Here is a 16566-nt window from a genome sequence, read left to right as displayed (position 1 = left end):
AGAGCCATCATGGCCGTCGCCAGCCTGAGCCCTGAGATGAGCGCCGCCGAATGGCAGCAGCGGGTAGAACTCGCCGCCTGCTATCGCCTGCTCGCCCATTTCCGGATGACCGATCTCATCTACACCCATTGCACGGTGCGGGTGCCGGATGAGGCTGGGCGGTTCCTCATCAACCCCTATGGCCATCGCTGGGAGGAGATCACCGCCTCCTCGCTGGTGAAGATCGACGTGGACGGCAACAAGGTCGGCGACAGTCCGCACCGGGTGAATCCGGCCGGCTTCACCATCCACTCCGCTGTGCACATGGCCCGGCACGACGCGGCCTGCGTCATCCACACCCATACCCGCGCCGGCATGGCGGTGGCCTCGCTAAAAGAAGGCCTGCTGCCGCTCAACCAGATTGCGCTGCAATTCTATGGCCGGTTGGGCCTGCATGACTATGAGGGCATCGCGCTCGATCTCGACGAGCGCGAGCGCATCATCGCCGATCTCGGCTCCTATTGCGGCCTGCTGCTACGCAATCACGGCCTGCTGACCGTTGGGCGCACCGTGGCCGAGGCGTTCAACCTGATGTTCTATCTGGAGCGCGCCTGCGAGGTGCAAGTGGCGACCCTCTCCATGGGTCGCGAGATCGTGCTGCCGCCGCGCGAGGTCTGCGAGAAGGTCGGCGCGCAGTACGACCAGATGAATTTCGACGATGGCGACCTTCAGCTCGAATGGGACGCGCATCTGCGCATGCTGGACGAGATCGATCCCTCCTATCGCACTTGAAGCCTTGAATGGATCAGCAAGATCCGAAAGCCCGGGAGAACCGCACATGAGCGCCGAAACCTACGCCGCCAGCAGCGGCATGTTCGATTGGACCCTGCCGGCCAGCGACTATTGCGATCCGGCCCTTTACCAGCGTGAGCGCAAGGAGATCTTCGCCCGCAACTGGATGCTTTTCACCTGGTCGGAACGGCTGAAGCAGCCGGGCGACTATGTCTCTGGCACGCTGGCGGGCTTTCCCGTCTTCGTCATCCGCGACGATGAGGGTGTGGTCCGCGCGTTCCACAATGTCTGCCGCCATCGCGGCGCGCAGCTATTGGAGAAGGAGGAAGGCCACTGCGGCAAGCTGGTGGTCTGCCCCTATCACAGCTGGAGCTTCACCCGTGACGGCGCCCTGAACAAGGCGGTGGATTTCGGCGAGGGCATCAGCTTCGACCCGAAGGCGTGGGGGCTCTATGCCATCGATGCCGAGGAATGGCGCGGCCTCATCTTCCTGCGCCTCGAACGCGGCGGGGAGAGCCTCATCGAATGGCTTGGCCCGATCCACGACATGGCGGCGGACTATCCGCTGGAGCAGCAGCATTATTTCATGTCGAAAGACCGCGACTGCGCTGTCGACTGGAAAGTCTATGGCGAGAACTATCTCGAATGCTACCACTGCCGGACCATGCATCCGGGCTTGTGCCAGTCGATGGATATCGACAATTACCGGATCGACACCTATCCGAAGGACAAGTTCTTCCACCTGCACGCGCCCAAGCGCGATGGCGGGCTGACGCGGGGGCTTTATTTCTATCGTTTCCCCTTCCTCATGCTGAACCTCTACGACTGGGGCTCCTCCATCGCCACCGTCGAGCCGCTGGGGCCGGGGCGTATCCGGCACATCAACTGGTATTTCTTCAACGACGTTTCGCCTGACAAGGCGGAGGCGAACCGCCAGTCGGCCGAGTGGTCGGCGCAGATCGTCACCGAGGATCTCGACATCATCACCGGCGTGCAGCGCAACCTCGAGGCCGGCATCTACACGCGCGGTCCGCTCTCGCCGAAATACGAATACGCGGTGAAGGCCTTCCAGAACATGTGCCGCGACGGGCTCGAACCGAAGGCGCCGCTCCGCGGTGTCGCTGCCGAATAGTGCGTGCCGTCCGTCGGGCCGTGATCAGTCAGGTTGAGGTGAAGCGATGAGTGCCGACATCACCGTAGGCAAGGTTTACGACGCGATCATCATCGGGGCGGGGCATAACGGGCTCGTCTGCGCGAACTATCTCGCCAAGGCGGGGCAGAGAGTGCTGGTGCTGGAGCGACGCGACGTTTTGGGTGGCGCTGCGGTTACGGAGGAGATCGCACCGGGCTTCCGGGCTTCAATCTTCTCCTATCTGATGAGCCTTCTTCACCCGCGCATCATTCGCGAGCTGGAGCTCAAAAAGCACGGGCTCGAAGTTCTGCCCTGCTCGGACATGGTCTCTCCGCTGGACGGGGAGGACTACATCCTGTTCTCCGACAATATCGCCAAGTCGCAGGCGAGCTTCGCCCGCTTCTCCCAGCACGATGCCGACATCTATCCCGAATTCGACCGCTATCTGAATGAGGCGGCCAACATCGTGCGCAAGCTGCTGTGGGAGACCCCGGTCGACCCGACCAAGCGCGACTGGCGCACCTTCAAGGATGGCGCCTCGCTTCTGTGGCGCCATCGCAAGATCGGGCGGAAGATGTACCGCATCGTCGACATGCTGACGATGAGTGCCTACGACTTCCTGCGCGAATGGTTCGACGACGACCGCATCATGGCGGTGCTGGCCTATTACGCCTCGATCGGCACCTTTGCCGGGCCGAAAACCCCGGGCTCGGCCTATGTCATTATGCACCACATCATGGGCGAGCATGAGGGCGCCGGCGGCTGGGGCTTCATCAAGGGCGGCATGGGGTCGATCACGCAGGCGCTGGCGGCCTCGGCGCGCGAGAAGGGTGTCGACATCGTCACCGGCGCGCCGATCAAGGAAGTGCGCATCCAGAACGGCCGCGCGACGGCGGTGTCGACCACGACCGGCGAGACCTACGCGGCGAAGACCATCATCTCCAACGCCGACGCCAAGACCCTCTATCTCAACCTTGTCGGCGAACGGCACCTGCCGGAGGAGGTGGTGCGGGAGATAAAGGGCTACCGGACCTTCTCGACCGCCTTCAAGATGAACATCGCCTGCGAGCGCCCGCCGCAATACCGCATTCTGGACCGGGTGCGGCGCGAGGGGACGCTCGGCAGCTTCGACTACCCCACTTACATGCACATCGCGCCCGACATCGACTATCTCGAACGCGCCTATGACGAGGCCAAGCATGGGTGGTACTCGTCCCGGCCCTTCATCACGCCTGTCGTGCCGACCATGGTCGACACGACGCTGGCGCCTCCGGGCAAGCACGTGGTCAACCTGTTCGGCGGCCACGCGCCCTACACGTTGAAGGGGGGCAACTGGGCTAGCGAGAAAGAGAACTTCCGCAAGACGGTGTTCGACACGATCGAGGACTATGCCCCCGGCTTCCGCGATGACGTTATCGAGGCGCAGCTGCTCGTCGCGCCTGACATTGAGAACATCGTCAACCTGCCGCAGGGCCACATCTTCCATGGCGAGCTCTCGACCGACCAGCTGTTCTTCCAGCGCCCGGTCTCGGGCTATGCCGATTACCGCACGCCGGTGAAGGGGCTCTATATCTGCGGTTCCTCGATGCATCCCGGCGGCGGCGTCTCCGGCATTCCGGGCTTCAACGCCGCCCGCGAAGTTCTGCGCGACATCAAGGCGAAGCGGAACTGAGAGCGTCGCTACGAGTTTCGGCGGCAGCGCCGCTTCTGGCTTTGCCTAGCCGGTGCGGCTGCCGGAAGATGGCCGTTGCTCGATGTTCCGGAAACCACGAGCCCGCCGTCGGTCAGACCGCTGAGCCGACCCTTGCCCAGAGCCTGCGTGCGACATAGGGCGGGATGCCGCCCGCCTTCAGATAGCCCATCTCGACGAGGGTATCGACGCGCAGCAAGGCGCGAAGCCGAGGCCGGTTCCGTCCGCCGGTGGAGAAGCATCGGGACGTGTTGGCGCGGCGCGAGGTCGGCCAGGGGGATGGGGAGCGACAGGCGCTCCATGCCGCCAATGCCGAGCGTGATACGGTCCACCCCTTCGGCGATTTCCGGTGGCAGCACGCCCATGCGGACGAGATTGGCCCGATGGATGCGCTCGAAGCTCTCGGCCAGGGGCGGCTCTGGGCCATGCCGTCGCCCGGCGTCGGGTGGGTCATCTGCCCGTCACGGCGCTCGGCTTAATCCGATGACGCGCCGAAGGCCGCCCGCAGGCTCGCTGCGATGTCCGGCACCACCTGAGTCAGCACGGCCGCGCCCTTTTCCGCTGAGGCGGACTTCGCCGAGGACAGCACGCCGGTCGGCGGAATGGGGCGGGTGTCGAAGGGATAGACGTCATAGGGCGGGAAGTCGGCGGCGGGGTCGTCGGGGATCTTGTCCTGCCGGACCAGATCGGGTCGCACATGCAGCATGATCGAGGTTTCCATGACGGCGGCATGTTCCAGTTCCCAGCTGGGGAAGCCGTCGGGGAAGAGCACCGCCTCGGTCGTCTTGTTGATGAAATCCCAATAGCCGAGCTTGACGATCTTCACGTCGGTCCGGCCCAGCATCGCCTGATCGCGCAGGGCGAGGTCGGCGGCTTCCACCAGGAACCACGCATTCTCCATATGCCCGTCGAACAGCACGATCTTGCGCGCGCCATGGCGGACGAGTTCGTTGACGATGTTGCGCACGAGAGCGATGAACACGCTGGCGTCTAAGCTCAGCGTGCCGGGGAAATGGTTGCCACCGCCGGATTTCGGCTGCGACTTGTAGCCATAGCTCACCGCCGGGGCGACCATGCCGCCGATTTCCGCCGCCACCGCCTCGGCCACCGTGACGGGCAGGATCACGTCGGTCAGCAGCGGCAGATGCGGGCCGTGCTGCTCCACCGAGCCGGTGGGCAGGAAGACGATGGGGTCTTCCTTCATCCGGTCGGCGAATTCATACCAGGTCATGTCGGCGATGCGGACGGTGGGGGTGCTCATGGCGGGGGCTCCGTCGGGGGTCAGGCAGGCCACATGTCGCTGGTGCCGACCAGGCGGTGAATGCCGAGATCGACCTGGTTGCAGCGGCGGTGGATGGCATCAAAAGCCGGGGCGAAGGCGCGGTTCGCCGCCTCGACGCCGGAGTGATAGTCGTTGAAGGCCGGCATCAGCGACCGCAGCTCGGCCAGTAGCGCCTTCTCGTCGATCCTGGTCAGTTGGCCGTTCTCGACCACGATCTCGCCATTCACCATCACCTTCCCGATGGACGAGCCGTTCTCGCTGTAGACGAGGTGGTTGAGGATGTCGTGGAGCGGGGTGAAGCACACCGTGTCGAGATTGATCACCAGCAGGTCGGCCTTTTTGCCCGCTTCCAGCGAGCCGGTCTCGTGGCCGATCAGGGCGCTTTTCGCCCCCGCCAGCGTGCAGGCGTGCAGCACCTCGGCGGAGCTGAGCCACTGGGTGTAGTCGGGCGTCGTCACCTTGTGGATCAGGCCGCAGGCATGCATCACGTCGAACATGCGCGGCGTGTCGTTGGTGGAGATGCCGTCCGAGCCGAGCGCGACATTGACCCCGGCGCTGAGCAACTGCCGCACCGGCGCGACGCCGGCGCCGAGCTTCTGGTTGGAGATGGTGTTGTGCACCACCGAGACACCGGCCTCGCCCATCAGGGCAATATCGTCCTCGCTCACCCACACGGAGTGCGCGATGGTCGTGCCGGGGTGCATCAGGCCGAGATCGGCCATGTAGCGCATCAGCGACTTGCCATACATCGCCGGGCCGGTGACGCCCTGCACCTTGGTCTCCACGATATGGGTGTGGAACGGCACCTTCCATTCCAGCGCCAGCGCGTTCACCGCCTGCATCAGCTCCGGCGTGCAGCGCTGTGGGGCGGAAGGCGCCAGCATGAAGCGGATGCGCCCCGAGCGGTTATGGAACTGGGCGTAGGCCTCCTTGGCAAAGGCGAGATATTCATCCGTTGTCGGCGGGGTGAGCTTGGCGACTTCCGCCTGCAGCTCCGCCGACACATGCTCGCGCGAGAACGGTATGGAATCGAGGAAGTCGCGGTCCATCACATGGCCGGAGACGGTGGCGCGGATGCCGGCATCGTCATAGGCCGATACCGCCGCGCCCAGCTGGGCGAGCGTCTGGCGCGGCGCCTCGAAGATGTCGTCGGTCAGGCAGGTGACGCCGGTCTTCAGCGATTCGATGGCGACCACCATGCTGCGCAGATAGATCATGCGTTCGCTCAGCGCCTTGGCGCCGAGGATCGGGTAGGCGTAGAGCATCCACAATTCGAGCGGCAGGTTGTCGTAGCGGCTCTTGAACAGCGCTTCGCCGGAATGCAGATGCGCGTTGATGAGGCCGGGCATCACCAGTTTGCCCGTGCCGTCGATGACCGTGGCGCCTTCCGGCACTGGCAGGCCCGCGCCGATGGCCTTGATGCGGTCGCCCTCGACATGCACGTCGCCAAGGAAGGGTGTGCTGCCGTTCGGGCCGCCCATGGCGAGCACCGTGGCCCCGCGGATGAAGGTCGACATCGCATTCACTCCATAAATCAGGCAGGCAGAATTCACGCGGGTAGAAAGAACCCCTGTTGCGGCGACCAGCGGGCGACCACCGGCTGGCCGACCGCCAGCGGGGTGTTCTCCATCTCGTGCAGGGAGCGCTGGGCGTGCAGCTCGCCGCCGCCTTCGGTCTCCAGGAAGACGGTAACGGTGGAGCCGACGAATTCCACCGTGACGACGCGCGCCGCCACCTCATTGCCGCAGCCGGTGCCCGCGGCCGCGAGTTCGATCCGGTCGGCGGGAACCACCAGCGTGGCGGCGGCGCCGGTGACGATGCCGCCCTCCAGGGGGGAAGGCGCATGAACCGTCCCAACTGGGCCGGCGAGGGCGATCGAGCCATCGTCCTCGACGCGCGCCGTGCCGGTGAAGATGTTGTTGCCGCCGACGAATTCGGCGACAAATCGGTTGGCGGCGCGGCGGTGGATCTCGCGCGGCGCGCCGATCTGCTGGATGCGCCCCTCATTCATGATCACCACCCGGTCGGCCATGGCGAAGGCTTCGGAATGGCTGTGGGTGACGCAGATGAAAGTGATGCCCAGCTCACGGTGCAGCCGCACCAGCTCCGACTGCATCCGCACCCGCAGATGCGGGTCGAGCGCGGAAAGCGGCTCGTCGAGCAGCAGCATTTCCGGCTCCAGCGCCAGCGCTCGGGCGAGTGCGACGCGCTGGCGCTGGCCGCCGGAGAGTTGGTCGACGCCGCGCTCGGCAAAGCCGGCAATGCCGAGCCGCTCCATCCACTCTTCCGCCTTCTTGCGGCGCTCGGGCGCCGGCAGGCGGCGCTGCTTGAGGCCGAATTCGACGTTCTTGCGCACGGAGAGGAAGGGGAACAGCGCGTAGCTCTGCCACACCAGCGGCGCGTCGCGCTCCCAGGGCGCGTCCTCGTTGAGGCGCCGGCCCCAGAGGCGGATTTCGCCCGAGGTCGGCTGGTCGAGGCCGGCGATCATCCGCAGCGTCGTGGTTTTACCGCAGCCGGAGGGGCCCATCAGCGCGATGAACTCGCCCTTGTCGATGGTGAAGGAGACTTCGGCCACGGCGGCGTGGTTGCCATAATGCTTGGCGACACGGTCGAGCTCGATCATGGGAGTGGCCATGCGCGTCATCCTTTCTTCCGGGCGGCGCGGCCGGACATGCGTCCGAGCAGCAATTGGGCGAGCACGACGAGGGTGATGCTGACGCCGAAGACGATGGCACCGATGGCGTTGATGCGCGGGCTGACCTGCCCCTGCAGCATGGCAAGCACGCGCACCGGCAGCGTCTCGTTCACGCCCGAGACGAACCAGGCGATCATGAACTCGTCGAAGGAGACGGCGGCGGTGAGGAAGATCGCGGCGAGTATCGCGGGCGTGCAGAACGGCACGATCACGCCGAACATGGTGGCCCAAGGCGAGGCGCCGAGATTCCACGCCGCGCGCTCGATGTCGGGGTCGAGATCGGCGAGCCGCATCCGCACCAGCGCCATGGCGAAGGGCGTGCTCAGCACCACATGGCCGACGATGATGCCCTGGAGCGTCCCCGACAGGCCGACCCGCCCCTCGAAGGTGAGCAATGCCACGCCGAGAATGACCACCGGCACGGTCGGCGGCAGGGCGGCCAGGGCGAGATAGACCGACTTGCCGAGGAAACGGTAGCGATAGTCGATATAGGCGGCGGAGAAGCCGAGGAAGGTGGCGATGACGCAGGTGACGCCAGCGACGATCAGGCTGTTGATTAGCCCGCGCTGGATCGTCGCGTCGGCGAAGATCGCCTCATACCATTGCAGGCTGAACCCGCCCCAGGGCAGGCTGGGGAAGCGGTCGGCATTGAACGAGAACACGATGGTCGAGACGATGGGCGCGAAGATGAACGCGAACACCAGGACCGTATAGGCGACCAGAAGGAGGCGGCGGAGCGCGGCCATGCTCATGCCCTTTCCTTCCGCCGGCCATAGGCGAGGCCGATCATGACCAGCATCACCACCATCAACGTCATGATCATCATCACCGCCACCACCGAGGCGCGCGGCCAGTTGTTTCCGGATTTCACCTGGTCGGCGATGAGGATGCTGAGCGTGGGCGGCCTGGAGCCGCCGAGATAGGTCGGTGCCACATAGTCGCCAAAGGCCAGTACGAAGGCGAAGGTGCCGGCGACGATCAGCCCGATGCGGGCCGAGGGGATGATCACCGTCCCTATGGTGCGCAGCCGGCCGCAGCCGAGATTATGCGCCGCTTCGATCAGGATGCGCGGCACATTGGCGAGGGCGAAGGTCTGCAGCAGCACCACCAGCGGCAAAGTGAGCACGAGATAGCCCACCACCGTGCCGGTCGGGGTGTTCAGCACCTGCAGCGGCCCGAGCCCAAGCGGCACCAGCACGGTGTTGATGATACCCTGCGGGCTGAAGAAGATCTGGGTGGAATAGATCCGGACGGGATAGCTGGTGAAGAACGGCACCACCAGCATGAAGATCATGAAGCGCCGCGTCGCCGGGCTGACCTTGTAGGCGAGCGTATAGGCGGCCGGGAAGGCCGCCACGCTGGCGATCAACGCCGTCAGGGCCGAGAGCCAGAAGGTGTAGACATAGGCGTTGCGGAAGAAGCCGGCGTTGAGGATGAACGTCCAGTTGGCCAGCGTCGCGTCGGGCGTCAGGCGGAAACTCTTCACCGACCAGAACGTCATGGCGACCAGGAAGCCGAGCGGCACCAGGAAGAACGCGGCCTGCCAAAGCACCGGCGGCGCGCCCCAGAACACGGCAAAGCGTGCCCCCGTGGCGCGTCGCGACGTGGCTTTGAGGGGAGTAGGTCCGGTGGCCGGCGCGGGCAAAGGTTCGCTCATGAAGCCTTCGGGTCAGGTACGGAGAGACGAGGCGGGCGGTCACCGCGGACGATCACCGGCAGGCGACGCGGGGCCGCCTGCCGGATGGCGCGCGGGCTACATCGACTTGAATTCGGACCAGACGTCGTTCCACTGCTCGATGGTCTGCTTCACCGGCGTTTTGCGGATGTAGATCTTGCCGTCCTTGTACTCGTCCATGACATTGCGGGCGTCGAAGGTGTGGCGCAGCGCCTTGGCCTCGGCCTGGTGATCCTTGTTCAGCAGCTCCCAGCCCTTCTTGTTGGGGATCGAGGCCCAGTAGGCCGGCATGATCGAGGAGCGCACCTGGCCTTCCGGCGAGGACATGTACTGGATGAAGGCCTTGGCGAGGTCCTTCTTGGTGGAGGAGGAGACGATGGACATCGACTCGGTCCACTGGATGCCGCCCTCGTCCGGCACGGTGGCCGAAACCGGCACGCCGCTCTTCTGCAGCAGCAGCACGACCCAGTCGCCGACGCCGGGAATGGCGGCGGCGGTGCCGTTGGTCAGCATGGAGAACTGGTCGGCCATGGAGTAGAAGCCGGCGGTCTGCGGCTTGAGCGAGAACAGCGTTTCCTTCAGCTTGCCGAAGGCGGCGTCGGAAATGTCGAAGGGCGGCTTGTTGCCGTCATAGAGGCTGAGGCAGCCCATGGTGGGCAGGTACCAGTCGAAGAAGCCGAGCTTGCCCTTGATCTTGGGGTCCCACAGCGCCTTGTAGGACTTCACGTCGGCATCCGAGAGCACGTCGGTGCGGTAGGCGATGCCGAGATAGCCGAAACGGATCAGCACCGAATAGAGATCGTCGCCGACCCAGTGCGGCTCGAACTTCTGGAACTCCGGCCAGTAATCGGCGAGCGGGTAATCGGCCGGGTTCATCTTGTCGATGAAACCGCCTTCCTTCAGCATGTGGATATATTCGGCATCCGCCAGCACCACGTCGAAGGAACCGGGAGGCGACTGGTTCATCAGCGCCAGCATGGGCTCGCCGCCGACATATTCCTTGGCGACCACCTTCACGCCGTACTTGTCCTCGAACGGCTTGACCACGGCCGGATCGGCATGGCCGGGCCAGGAGAGCAGGTTCAGCACCTTGTCCTGGGCATAGGCCGGCTCGGGGGCGGTGGCGGTCACGCCAAGCGCGGCGGCGCCGGCGAGCAGGCTGGCGCCCTGGAGCAGCCGGCGGCGGTTCGTCGGGTGCAGCAGCGCCCGGAAATCGGTGATCGGGCCGTCGAACTCGTTCATGTCGTCGTCTCCATCGGGAAGGTCGTTTTGATCGGGCCGGCACTCACTGAAACGGGCTGAAGCCGGGTGAGGCTGCCCATTCGTCGAGGACGTCGCGGGCCTCGGCGGGAAGGAGTCGTTCGGCGGGGAGAGTGCGCGCGTGAAGCTCGCTGCGGACCATGGTGGTCAGCGGTTCCAGCTTGAAGCCGATATCGGCGCAGTCCTTCAGCGTGTTGGCGTAATAGAGCCGGCTGATCCGCGCCCAGAACATCGAGGCGACGCACATCTCGCAGGGCTCGCAGGTCGTGTAGAGATCGCAGCCGCTGAGGTCCCAGCTCTTGAGGTTCCGCCCGGCATCGCGGATCGCCTCGACCTCGCCATGCGAGGTGGCGTCGTGGTTGTTGACGACGTTGTTCACGCCCTCGCCGACGATCACTCCATCCTTGACGATGACGCAGCCAAACGGTGCCGCCCCGTCCGCCCGCATCTTGTCGCGGCTGATCTCGATGGCACGGCGCATGAAGGTCTCGTGAGTGCTCATGACGTGTTCCTCATGATGTGGCTCGCGGAGCGGGAAGGGCGGCGGAGGTGGGGAGCGACGAGGTTGACGGAAACGGCATTGGACCGGCCAGAGTTCGGCCGCAGCTCTGGCGCCTGACCAGCAGGCCGTCGCCGCGATTCCGGCCGTCACCGCCGCGACCACGACGTCCGGCGCGCGCCTCGCGATGGCCATCCGGTCGAAAGGCCAAGCGCTGCCGCCACCGCCAGCCACTGGCAGCGCAGAATTCGTGCTGAAGGCATGCCGTATCTCCCGACGCCACGGGTCGCGGGGGGAGCTTCCCGTGGCTCGACGAGAGGAGAGGCTAGAGATAAGCGGCGGCGTTCGACAAAGATGATTTTCCAATCACCAATATAGGCTAAGCCTATTGCATCCATTTATAGGCAATCGCAATGGCTGATTGAGCGATATAACTATCGGGATTTATTGAATTATCAAGAATATGATGCCTATAGATTATGCAAATGATCGTTTGTTCATCAGTTTGACATTTGGGTGATGGCACGCAGAGTTCAGGCGTGTGAAAGGTGGTTCATGGATCTTCGCCAGCTGAAATACTTCGTGCAGATCACGGAAAGCGGCAATTTCTCCCGCGCCGCCGAGATGTTGCGGATCGCCCAGCCCTCACTGAGCCAGCAGGTGAAGAACCTAGAAGAGGAACTGGGCGTCGAACTTTTCCTGCGCCACGCGCGCGGCGTGACCCCGACCGAGATGGGCCAGCAGCTCTACGACCATGCCCGCCGCATCCTGGAGGAGGTCGAGCGCGTCAGGGATGTGGTGCGCTCGCAATCGGTCTATCCCTCGGGCCGCGTCGCGGTTGGGTTGCCGACCTCGGCCTGTCGCGGCCTGTCCATCCCCTTGATCACCACCATGGCCGAGCGCCAGCCCAGGATCACCTTGCGCGTGGTGGAGGCGATGACCGGCTATCTCGACGAGTTCCTGCAGATGGGCCGGCTCGATGTCGCCCTGCTCTATGACCGCCGGGCCTTCGAGAACGTCGCCTGGACCGAGATGATGGTCGAGGAATTGATGCTTTTCGTGCCGCCGGGCCATGCGCTCGCCGCCGGCGACGGGGTGACGCTTCGCGCCGTGTTCGAGCACCCCATCGTCCTGCCGGGTGCGCCCAATGTGTTGCGCACCGTGATCGAGCAGTTCGCCGCCCGCCACGACATCAAGGCGGTGGCGATGGATTGCGACAGCCTGCCGGCGATCGCCCAGCTGGTGCAGCAGGGCCGGGCGCTGGCGGTCATGCCGCATTTCGCCTTCGTCGACGAGATGCGGCGTGGCGAGATGGTCGCCGTTCCCATCCTTGACCCGACGCCCTCCTGGCGCCTGTCGGTGGTGGTATCGCCGCGCACCATGAATCCACGCGGCAGCGACGCGGTGGCGAAGGTGATGGCCGACGTCATCGCCGGCATGGTCGAGACCGGGGCCTGGCGGGCCCGGCTGCGCGCGGACAAAGGCCGGGGCGAGGCCATGCGGGCCGGGCCGCGATGAGCCACCCAACCCGTCAGTCGATGTCGGGCTCGTCCGCCGTCGCCCCGGGCGGCGCATCCATGCGGGACAATTGTTCCCAGACCGTGGCCTCGACGGGCGTGGCCTGGTTGGCCAGTCGCACCGCCGTGACGTCGAGATCGCAATAGGGCAGGCCGGCCGAGAGATCGGCAAGATCACCCGCCTCTATCCGCGCGCGGGCAAGCGTCGCGGGCACCCAGGCGACGCCGATGCCGTTCGCCGCGAGTTCCAGCGCTGCGAGGGTCAGCTCGGTTTCCACCTTGGGCACCATATGGCTCGCGCCGTGGATGGCGGGCAGCACGATCTGGTCCATCACCTCGCCGAGGAAGACTTCCGGGGGATAGGCGATGAAGGGCACTTCGCCCTGCGCGAACTGCGCGTTGAGCCGCGCGCCATGGGCGCGGGCGAAGACCGGGATCAGCCGGTCGCGCCCGATGATCGTCGTCTCGATGTAGTTGGCCGCGATGGGGTGTTCCTCGCCGATGCGCCGATACACCACGGCTATATCGGCCTGCCGCGACAGCAGGAAGGCGAAGCACTCATCGAGGTTCGCCGATTTCAGCTTCAGGAAGATATCGGCATTCTCCGACTGGATCGTGTCGATGAAGCGCGGCGCCCATGAGGCGGTCAGGGCATGCTGGCTGGCGAGAACCAGGCGGTTGCCGGCGGTGCGGTCGCCCCGGCGCAGATCATCGGTGAGCTGGCGCAGGGTGCGGGCGAGCCGGGCGATCTGGTCGCGCTGTTCGGCGGTGGTCGGGCGCAGCTGAACCGGCTTGCGCGAGCGGTCGAACAGCGCCACCCCGACATGGTCCTCGATGTGCTGCACCCGGCGCGAGAAGGCCGATTGCGTCAGCCGCCGCCGCTCGGCCGCCTCGCTGAAGGAGCCTGTCTCCGCAACCGCGAGAATATCCTCCAGCCACTCCAGCCGCATCAGCATCTCCTAATATGCATGACTTGCATCTTATGTGAATAATTTCGCATTTGAAGTGCCGAAGATGATCTGCAAACATCGAAATACGCAAGTTGAGGATTGTTTCATGCACTTCGCCCGCTTCCCCCGCATTCGCCTCGCGCATCTTCCCACGCCGCTGGAGCGGCTCGATCGTCTGAGCCGCGAACTGGGAGGTCCGGAGATCTGGATCAAGCGGGACGACTGCACCGGGCTTTCCACCGGCGGCAACAAGACCCGCAAGCTCGAATTCCTGATGGCCGAGGCCGTGGCACAGGGTGCCGATGTGGTGATGACGCAGGGCGCCACCCAGTCCAACCATGCCCGCCAAACCGCCGCCTTCGCCGCCCGGCTCGGCCTCGCCTGCCACTTGCTGCTGGAAGACCGGACAGGCTCTAATGATCGCAACTACAAGACCAACGGCAATGTGCTGCTCGACCATCTGCACGGCGCGACGACCGAGACGCGGGCCGGCGGGCTCGACATGAACGCCGAGATGGAAAAGGTCGCCGATCGCCTGCGGGGCGAGGGGCGCAAGGTCTATACGATCCCCGGCGGCGGCTCGAACCCCACAGGTGCGCTCGGTTATGCCAATTGCGCGCTGGAACTGATCAATCAGGCCAATGATATCGGTCTCGCCATCGACCATATCGTCACCGCCACCGGAAGCGCCGGTACGCAGGCGGGGCTGATCGTAGGCCTCAAGGCCATCAACGCCCAGGTGCCGCTGCTCGGCATCGGCGTGCGTGCACCCAAGCAGAAGCAGGAGGAGAACGTCTTCGCCCTTGCCGAGCGCACCGCCGAGAAGTTGGGCTGCCCCGGCGTGGTGCAGCGCGAGGATGTGGTGGCCGACAGCAATTATGTCGGCCGCGGCTATGGCATTCCCGGCGCCGACACGCTGGAGGCCATCCGCCTGTTCGCCGAACTGGAAGGAATCCTCCTCGATCCGGTCTATTCCGGCAAAGGCGCGGCCGGCCTTATCGACTATGTCCGCAAGGGCATTTTCAAAAAGGGCGAACGCATCGTCTTCCTGCACACTGGCGGCTCGGCGGCGCTATTCGGCTATGACGCCTATTTCGCCGACGAACAGCCCGCGCACGCCACGGCCTGACCCATGCGACCGCCCCGCTTCACCGGCAGTTTCACCCAGCAGCTGCCACTCCCCGAGGACGCCATCGCCGCCGCCGAGGCGGTGATGCGCTCCGGCCGGCTGCATCGCTACAATGTCGCGCCCGGCGAAGTGTCGGAAGCGGCCCGGCTGGAGGAGGAATTCGCCCGCTGGCAGGGCGCGCGCTATTGCCTCGCTCTGGCCTCCGGCGGGCAGGCGATGCAGATCGCGCTGCGCGCGGCGGGCGTGATGCCGGGCGAGCGCGTGCTTACCAATGCCTTCACCCTCGCTCCCGTGCCCGGCGCGATCGCGGCGGTTGGCGCGGTGCCCGTGCTGGTGGAGACGACAGACGATCTCGTCATCGATCTCGACGATCTCAGCTCCAAGGCCACGGCCTCGGGCGCGACTGTGCTGCTGCTGTCGCATATGCGCGGCCATATCTGCGACATGGACAAGCTAACTGCCCTGGCGATCGCGCACCGCCTGCGCGTCATCGAGGATTGCGCCCATACGATGGGCGCGCGCTGGAACGGGCGGAGATCGGGTGCCTTCGGCCTCGCCGCCTGCTTCAGCACCCAGACCTATAAACACCTGAATTCCGGCGAGGGCGGGCTGCTGACCTCCGACGATGCCGATCTGATGGCGAGGGCGGTGCTGCTGTCGGGCTCCTACATGCTCTATGAGCGGCACGGCGCCGCGCCCTCGGCCGAGGCGTTCGCGCAGGTGCGGCTCGACACGCCCAACATGTCGGCGCGCATGGACAATCTGCGCGCGGCGCTGCTACGCCCGCAGCTGGCGCGCATCGAAGACAGCCTTGCCGGCTGGAACGCGCGCCATGACCATCTCGCGTCGCTGCTTGCCGCGCATCCGGCGGTGCAGATGCCGGCCCGCCCGCCGCAGGAAAGCTATGTCGGCTCCTCCATCCAGTTCCGGGTGCCGGCGCTGTCCGCCGGAGGCTGTACGGCCCTTCTCGCGGCGGCGGCGGGGCGCGGCGTCGAGCTGAAATGGTTCGGCGCGGCCGAGCCGGTCGGCTTCACCTCGGCGCATACTTCGTGGCGCTACATCGCCCGGCACGAGCTGCCGCAGACCGAGCGCGTGCTGGCCACGCTGTTCGACATGCGGATCCCGCTCACCTTCTTGCTGGAGGATTGCGATCTCATCGCCACCCATATTCTCGGTGCGCTGGATGAGACGCTGGCGGAGGGCACACGCTGATGCCGCGCCGGGTCGGCATACTGGGCGGCATGGGGCCGCAGGCGACGGTCCTGCTTATGAGCCGGGTCATCGCCGCCGTACCGGCAGCGGATGACCGCGACCATGTCCCGCTGATCGTCGACCAGAACCCGCAAGTACCCTCGCGCATCGCCCGGCTGATCGAGGGCACCGGCGAGGATCCCGCGCCGGTGCTGGTCGCCATGGCGCGGCGGCTGGAAGCGGCGGGCGTCGAGGCGCTGGCCATGCCCTGCAACACGGCGCACCATTTCGCCCCGGCGATCACGGCGGCGGTGGGCATTCCCCTCCTCGACATGGTGGCACTTTCGGTCGCCCATGCCGCGCGCCTCACCGGCACCGGCGGGCGCGTCGGCGTGATCGCCTCCCCCGCGCTGCGCCGCATCGGCCTGTTCGACGGCAGCATGGCGCAGGCAGGGCTGACGGCGGTCTACCCCGACGACGAGGCGGCGCTGCTCGGCGCCATCCGTCGCATCAAGGCCGGGGGCGTCGATGCCGGTTCCCGCGACATCTTCCGGCGCGCTTCGGCGCAGCTGCTGGCGGCGGGCGTCGCCACGCAGATGATCGCCTGCACCGAGTTCTCGCTCCTGGCCGACAGTGCTGAAGAGGGCGCAAAAGCCTTCGACACGCTGGATGTGCTGGTGGGCGCCATCGTTGATTTCTCGCTCGCGCGGGACGCTTGAATTCACGGGCCCACAGAAGGCCCGGCCACCACGACCGACCTGACAGAGGAGTTAAG

The 16566-nt window shown here is 65.7% G+C and carries 16 protein-coding genes; 7 read left to right on the top strand and 9 right to left on the bottom strand.

Annotation, left to right across the window (positions count from 1 at the left end):
* Window positions 1-9: 9 nt before the first annotated feature.
* From A3M1_RS0102330 to A3M1_RS0102320, 3 genes are read left to right on the top strand one after another with little or no spacing between them, the layout of a single operon-like run.
* Window positions 10-771 (top strand): class II aldolase/adducin family protein, encoded by a 762-nt coding sequence (locus tag A3M1_RS0102330; RefSeq protein WP_018387341.1) that lies wholly within the window; start codon window positions 10-12, stop codon window positions 769-771.
* A gap of 46 nt (window positions 772-817) precedes the next feature.
* Window positions 818-1903, top strand: a complete 1086-nt coding sequence (locus tag A3M1_RS0102325; protein ID WP_018387340.1) for an aromatic ring-hydroxylating dioxygenase subunit alpha — start codon at window positions 818-820, stop codon at window positions 1901-1903.
* A 46-nt stretch (window positions 1904-1949) separates the two neighbouring features.
* Entirely contained in the window at window positions 1950-3575 is a 1626-nt protein-coding gene (locus tag A3M1_RS0102320; RefSeq protein WP_018387339.1) for an NAD(P)/FAD-dependent oxidoreductase, read from the top strand.
* Window positions 3576-3583: 8 nt separating this feature from the next.
* On the opposite strand, the gene A3M1_RS27145 is transcribed toward A3M1_RS0102320, so the two are convergent.
* The 8 genes from A3M1_RS27145 to A3M1_RS0102275 all read right to left on the bottom strand — a co-directional run bounded on the left by A3M1_RS27145 (window position 3584) and on the right by A3M1_RS0102275 (window position 11007).
* The gene (locus A3M1_RS27145) at window positions 3584-3982 is read right to left on the bottom strand and encodes a hypothetical protein (RefSeq protein WP_371258773.1); all 399 of its coding nucleotides are present in this window, start codon (window positions 3980-3982) and stop codon (window positions 3584-3586) included.
* 86 nt (window positions 3983-4068) lie between these two features.
* Window positions 4069-4854 carry a creatininase gene (locus A3M1_RS0102305; RefSeq protein ID WP_018387336.1) on the bottom strand — a complete coding sequence of 262 codons (786 nt, stop codon included), beginning with the start codon at window positions 4852-4854 and terminating at the stop codon, window positions 4069-4071.
* Window positions 4855-4874: 20 nt separating this feature from the next.
* Window positions 4875-6392 carry an amidohydrolase family protein gene (locus tag A3M1_RS0102300; RefSeq protein ID WP_018387335.1) on the bottom strand — a complete coding sequence of 506 codons (1518 nt, stop codon included), beginning with the start codon at window positions 6390-6392 and terminating at the stop codon, window positions 4875-4877.
* A 32-nt stretch (window positions 6393-6424) separates the two neighbouring features.
* Complete coding sequence (locus A3M1_RS0102295) at window positions 6425-7510, bottom strand: ABC transporter ATP-binding protein (protein ID WP_245261547.1); 1086 nt, start codon at window positions 7508-7510, stop codon at window positions 6425-6427.
* 5 nt (window positions 7511-7515) lie between these two features.
* A complete protein-coding gene (locus A3M1_RS0102290; protein WP_245261546.1) occupies window positions 7516-8316 on the bottom strand; it encodes an ABC transporter permease in 801 nt (266 codons plus the stop codon).
* 2 nt (window positions 8317-8318) lie between these two features.
* Window positions 8319-9227, bottom strand: coding sequence for an ABC transporter permease (locus tag A3M1_RS0102285; RefSeq protein ID WP_245261545.1), 909 nt, complete (start codon window positions 9225-9227; stop codon window positions 8319-8321).
* Between the two features lie 96 nt (window positions 9228-9323).
* A complete protein-coding gene (locus tag A3M1_RS0102280; RefSeq protein ID WP_018387331.1) occupies window positions 9324-10487 on the bottom strand; it encodes a PotD/PotF family extracellular solute-binding protein in 1164 nt (387 codons plus the stop codon).
* Window positions 10488-10530: 43 nt separating this feature from the next.
* Window positions 10531-11007: a nucleoside deaminase gene (locus A3M1_RS0102275; RefSeq protein WP_018387330.1), complete on the bottom strand. Its 477-nt coding sequence runs from the start codon at window positions 11005-11007 to the stop codon at window positions 10531-10533.
* A 552-nt stretch (window positions 11008-11559) separates the two neighbouring features.
* On the opposite strand from A3M1_RS0102275, the gene A3M1_RS0102270 reads away from it, so the two are divergent.
* On the top strand, window positions 11560-12522 hold the full coding sequence (locus A3M1_RS0102270) for a LysR family transcriptional regulator (RefSeq protein ID WP_018387329.1): 963 nt from the start codon (window positions 11560-11562) through the stop codon (window positions 12520-12522).
* Between the two features lie 13 nt (window positions 12523-12535).
* Here the strand turns inward: A3M1_RS0102270 and A3M1_RS24870 are convergent, their stop codons facing one another.
* The gene (locus tag A3M1_RS24870) at window positions 12536-13471 is read right to left on the bottom strand and encodes a LysR family transcriptional regulator (protein WP_018387328.1); all 936 of its coding nucleotides are present in this window, start codon (window positions 13469-13471) and stop codon (window positions 12536-12538) included.
* A gap of 106 nt (window positions 13472-13577) precedes the next feature.
* Between A3M1_RS24870 and A3M1_RS0102260 the strand changes: the two genes are divergently transcribed.
* From A3M1_RS0102260 to A3M1_RS0102250, 3 genes are read left to right on the top strand one after another with little or no spacing between them, the layout of a single operon-like run.
* Window positions 13578-14600, top strand: coding sequence for a D-cysteine desulfhydrase (locus tag A3M1_RS0102260; protein ID WP_018387327.1), 1023 nt, complete (start codon window positions 13578-13580; stop codon window positions 14598-14600).
* 3 nt (window positions 14601-14603) lie between these two features.
* Entirely contained in the window at window positions 14604-15812 is a 1209-nt protein-coding gene (locus A3M1_RS0102255) for a DegT/DnrJ/EryC1/StrS aminotransferase family protein (RefSeq protein WP_018387326.1), read from the top strand.
* On the top strand, window positions 15812-16510 hold the full coding sequence (locus tag A3M1_RS0102250; protein ID WP_018387325.1) for an aspartate/glutamate racemase family protein: 699 nt from the start codon (window positions 15812-15814) through the stop codon (window positions 16508-16510). The genes A3M1_RS0102255 and A3M1_RS0102250 overlap by 1 nt, the downstream gene beginning before the upstream one ends.
* Window positions 16511-16566: the final 56 nt, after the last annotated feature.

It is taken from the genome of Ancylobacter sp. FA202 (genome assembly GCF_000380205.1).
Classification (GTDB): Bacteria; Pseudomonadota; Alphaproteobacteria; order Rhizobiales; family Xanthobacteraceae; genus Ancylobacter.
The sequence above is the reverse complement of the archived record's forward strand: the minus strand, read 5'-3'. Positions and strand labels throughout refer to the sequence as shown.

Bases quoted from the DNA above. Each gene is read 5' to 3' on its own strand.
- A3M1_RS0102260 (WP_018387327.1), top strand. From the start codon at position 13,578: ATGCACTTCGCCCGCTTCCCCCGCATTCGCCTCGCGCATCTTCCCACG.
- A3M1_RS0102295 (WP_245261547.1), bottom strand. From the start codon at position 7,510: ATGGCCACTCCCATGATCGAGCTCGACCGTGTCGCCAAGCATTATGGC.
- A3M1_RS0102305 (WP_018387336.1), bottom strand. From the start codon at position 4,854: ATGAGCACCCCCACCGTCCGCATCGCCGACATGACCTGGTATGAATTC.
- A3M1_RS0102250 (WP_018387325.1), top strand. From the start codon at position 15,812: ATGCCGCGCCGGGTCGGCATACTGGGCGGCATGGGGCCGCAGGCGACG.
- A3M1_RS0102280 (WP_018387331.1), bottom strand. From the start codon at position 10,487: ATGAACGAGTTCGACGGCCCGATCACCGATTTCCGGGCGCTGCTGCAC.
- A3M1_RS0102330 (WP_018387341.1), top strand. From the start codon at position 10: ATGGCCGTCGCCAGCCTGAGCCCTGAGATGAGCGCCGCCGAATGGCAG.
- A3M1_RS0102270 (WP_018387329.1), top strand. From the start codon at position 11,560: ATGGATCTTCGCCAGCTGAAATACTTCGTGCAGATCACGGAAAGCGGC.
- A3M1_RS0102285 (WP_245261545.1), bottom strand. From the start codon at position 9,227: ATGAGCGAACCTTTGCCCGCGCCGGCCACCGGACCTACTCCCCTCAAA.
- A3M1_RS0102290 (WP_245261546.1), bottom strand. From the start codon at position 8,316: ATGGCCGCGCTCCGCCGCCTCCTTCTGGTCGCCTATACGGTCCTGGTG.
- A3M1_RS0102275 (WP_018387330.1), bottom strand. From the start codon at position 11,007: ATGAGCACTCACGAGACCTTCATGCGCCGTGCCATCGAGATCAGCCGC.
- A3M1_RS0102320 (WP_018387339.1), top strand. From the start codon at position 1,950: ATGAGTGCCGACATCACCGTAGGCAAGGTTTACGACGCGATCATCATC.
- A3M1_RS0102255 (WP_018387326.1), top strand. From the start codon at position 14,604: ATGCGACCGCCCCGCTTCACCGGCAGTTTCACCCAGCAGCTGCCACTC.
- A3M1_RS0102325 (WP_018387340.1), top strand. From the start codon at position 818: ATGAGCGCCGAAACCTACGCCGCCAGCAGCGGCATGTTCGATTGGACC.
- A3M1_RS0102300 (WP_018387335.1), bottom strand. From the start codon at position 6,392: ATGTCGACCTTCATCCGCGGGGCCACGGTGCTCGCCATGGGCGGCCCG.
- A3M1_RS24870 (WP_018387328.1), bottom strand. From the start codon at position 13,471: ATGCGGCTGGAGTGGCTGGAGGATATTCTCGCGGTTGCGGAGACAGGC.